Annotated in this window: 3 protein-coding genes; all 3 read right to left on the bottom strand. The window is 49.0% G+C overall.

Annotated features, from left to right (window positions below):
• Positions 1 to 472: trypsin-like serine protease (locus VE954_RS24690; RefSeq protein WP_324957843.1), on the bottom strand; the 472-nt coding region annotated here is incomplete at its 3' end.
• A gap of 454 nt (positions 473 to 926) precedes the next feature.
• On the bottom strand, positions 927 to 1,571 hold the full coding sequence (locus VE954_RS24695) for a hypothetical protein (protein ID WP_324957845.1): 645 nt from the start codon (positions 1,569 to 1,571) through the stop codon (positions 927 to 929).
• Positions 1,572 to 2,002: 431 nt separating this feature from the next.
• Positions 2,003 to 2,920: an RICIN domain-containing protein gene (locus VE954_RS24700; RefSeq protein ID WP_324957847.1), complete on the bottom strand. Its 918-nt coding sequence runs from the start codon at positions 2,918 to 2,920 to the stop codon at positions 2,003 to 2,005.
• Positions 2,921 to 3,065: the final 145 nt, after the last annotated feature.

Here is a 3,065-nt window from a genome sequence, read left to right on the forward strand (position 1 = left end):
TTGTTAGTTTCTGACCCACCGAGGGCGATTTGGAGGCGGGGGTGCTGAAACCTGAGGCTGAATCAGCCGGGAACGTCACGACGGTGACATCGTAACGACTGACGCCCAGAGAAATGTCATATTTGGGGTGGCGCTTAAAGCTCACTGCCTTGACCTTGGCGAAGTATTTCTCTTCGCCATTTTCCACTCTCTTGCCGAGCACATACAGTTTGGGATCTGATGAATCCAAACCTTCCACGCAGTGACCGGCTGTGATCATTTTCGTTTTACTCACGAATGTGCCAGTACAAGTGCCGGGACTCCCTTCACGTGCAGCATAAATCTGTACAACCGATGAATAGCTGCTGTCGCTGATCACTTTTCCATTTGTGACTTTTGTCTCGCTGTTTTCTTTGGATGCTCCGCAGGCGACCAACACGGAAGCCACCATTCCAGTTGCCAGGATTCTACCAGCTATGAACGTTCTCTTCATTTTAACACCCCTTTGCTGTCCTGGAAGCAACCTTAGCTGGTATTTGGCTGTCTGGCCAGGATTCAATTGCGTTTTCTGAAAATTGATTTCCACTCTGTCAAGCAGATTGCTCAACATGGAAGCATCATGCGTAACCTCGCAGCATGTGGCGGGATTTCCTTGGTTGGGTTGCGTTTGCAGAAGCCGAGCGAGGGGAAGCAAGGATTGGCGAACGATCATGCAGCGACGGAATGGAAGATCTCTGCAGAGGTATCACCCTTTGCTCTGACCTGCCGTTTTCGAATTATTCTCATCGACTCAAAGCCACCAATTGTAATCCTTGCAGTTCGAAACCTCCCAAAGCGCGGGCATATGATAATTCCGAGCTGTGACTGCCCTGAAACTATCGAACCAACCTTTAAATTTTGATTGCTCGTAGACCACACGCGAAATCCCAGAACGTTGCGCAATGGATTCACCTTAGAACTTTGGTAACGTCAGGACAGGCCTGATCTGAAGCATGGATCTTTGCTGTTTTGATTGCCTGCACGCTTTGTCTTACGATCTCCTCTTGAACAGGTTGTGGGGTTCCCATCATCAGCCGGTCTTGCAGAATCAAAATCTGCGCTTCTTCAGCGGCACCGAAATCGCGGGCTCTCCTTCTAAAATCCAAGAGGGTCGTGATACATCCTGAAAAGTTGGCCTTAAGGAGCACATCAAGCGAGCAGCTCGCCGGCACATTGAGGGACTTGCCTGCGGCAGCCTTAAATGCGGAGAGTTTTTGCCTTTGCAGTTGGTTGAGGACATAGCCGTCCGAAAGATATCCAGGCGTTAACAGTACAGATGTCTTCATAAGCTGGGAATCAGACATCGCAGCAGAACCTTCTTTATAGTAAATGCAGCGACTCTTATATCCATATTGGTCAATGATTGCCCTTCCGGCGGGATCCTTCTTCTCAATCGACCAAAGTATAAGCTTGGCCCCATTTACATTGGCATAGCTCACAAAGCGGCTGAGATCGGAACTTTCACCTTCACGAGACGACCCACAGTTAGCAAGGGAGAAACCAAAAGCCAAAACCAGAAAAAACGGGACAAAAGCTTTCAACAGGCTCTTCATGAAGGTCTCCTTAATTTGCGTTCTCGAACATATTCCACTCACAGTCTACCGCAGGAAAGTGAGTCAAAAGTTCAGATGTTCTCAATACTTTCTTCGTACAAGTTAACAGATCACATCTCAACAACTGTATGGGCTATTCAATTCTTGAACCGTTATTGGGCGCGGATAAAACCTCAACCGGACCTGCGAAGAATCGTAGAGAATGCGACTGATTTAGATGGATTCCATCTTTGCAGCTGTCAAATATTTTGGCTACCAGGATGTGGTACTTTTTCGCGCCAGACAAAGTGTTTGACTTTGATCCTTTGAGTTCGGCCTTTGAACAAAAAAAACGTCCGAAGAAAAATTGGAGCGCTAGAGCACTTCCAGAGTTCGGGAGCACAAATCTGAATCATGGCCGAAGTCGCGTCCGCCAGATAATATGGAATATTTTACAGCTGGTTAAAGATGGTGAAATTTTGATTGCAATCTCCTTGCACCGTCTTGCCTGCTTGAACTTTTAAACATTTCCCGCTGTAGCGATTGCGGAGTCGGAATCCGGCCGAACTCGTCATGAAGTATTCCCAGGATTGATCGGTCGTGTTGGTACAAGTTTTTTGAACCACCATGCCACCTTCCGACGTGCTCAACACCGACATGCACTTATTCGACAAATTCGATTTAATCGAGAAGGTTGTGTTCACTCCAGCCACCAAGGAAAATTGCTGGTTCTGAGCCGCGGCACATGCGGCCGATGAAATCTGAACATATTCGCCAGTGCCAATCACGTTTAAACAAGCATTCACATCGACGGCACGGAGGCCAACGTTGTTGCCGGCTGCTGTCACACCCGTTGATGTCGAGGGCTGCGTCGCAGTAGATGGAGTCATGGCGTCTGACTGTGCACCCTTGGCGGCTGCGAGTTCCTTTACAAGACGGTCGTTTTCGGCTTTCGTTGTGGCCAGCTGCTGCTCGAGACTGACATTTTTATTGTTGAGATCAGTAATCTGAGTTTCCATGGCAGTTTTCCGCGCCTGCAGATCCTTGATCGTCTGCTGCATCTCGACCTTTTCCTGTTCCGTGAGGGTCTTATTGCCGACCAATTGTTCATTCAGGGCTTTGATTTGAGCACCAAGATCCAAGGCTTCTTCTTCGAGTTTTGTCTTATCGGTGTCGAGCTTCGACAGAGCCTCCGACTGGGCACGAATTAAGCTTTCCAGCTCGGCGGTACGCGCATCTGCGTCAGCCGCGGCCTGCCTACCCAGTCCGCTAGTCCCTAAATTGGGGGCGGGTCTTGTCGATCCGCAACCCAAGACCAATACGTTAAGGCTCAGGATCATCATCACTTGAATCAAGGTGGTCACGTTCATGTTCGAATCCTCTGTTTCTGCAGGGCATGGGGATACTGCGATATGGGCAGGTACACCATTCGTGCCAGGTCCCAGTCACGACGCAGCATCATTGCTTTGCACGAAAAATATCCGGCCCTTGGTACCCCTTCCGCATTATAGCTTC

This window comes from Oligoflexus sp. (assembly GCF_035638955.1).
Classification (GTDB): Bacteria; Bdellovibrionota_B; Oligoflexia; order Oligoflexales; family Oligoflexaceae; genus Oligoflexus.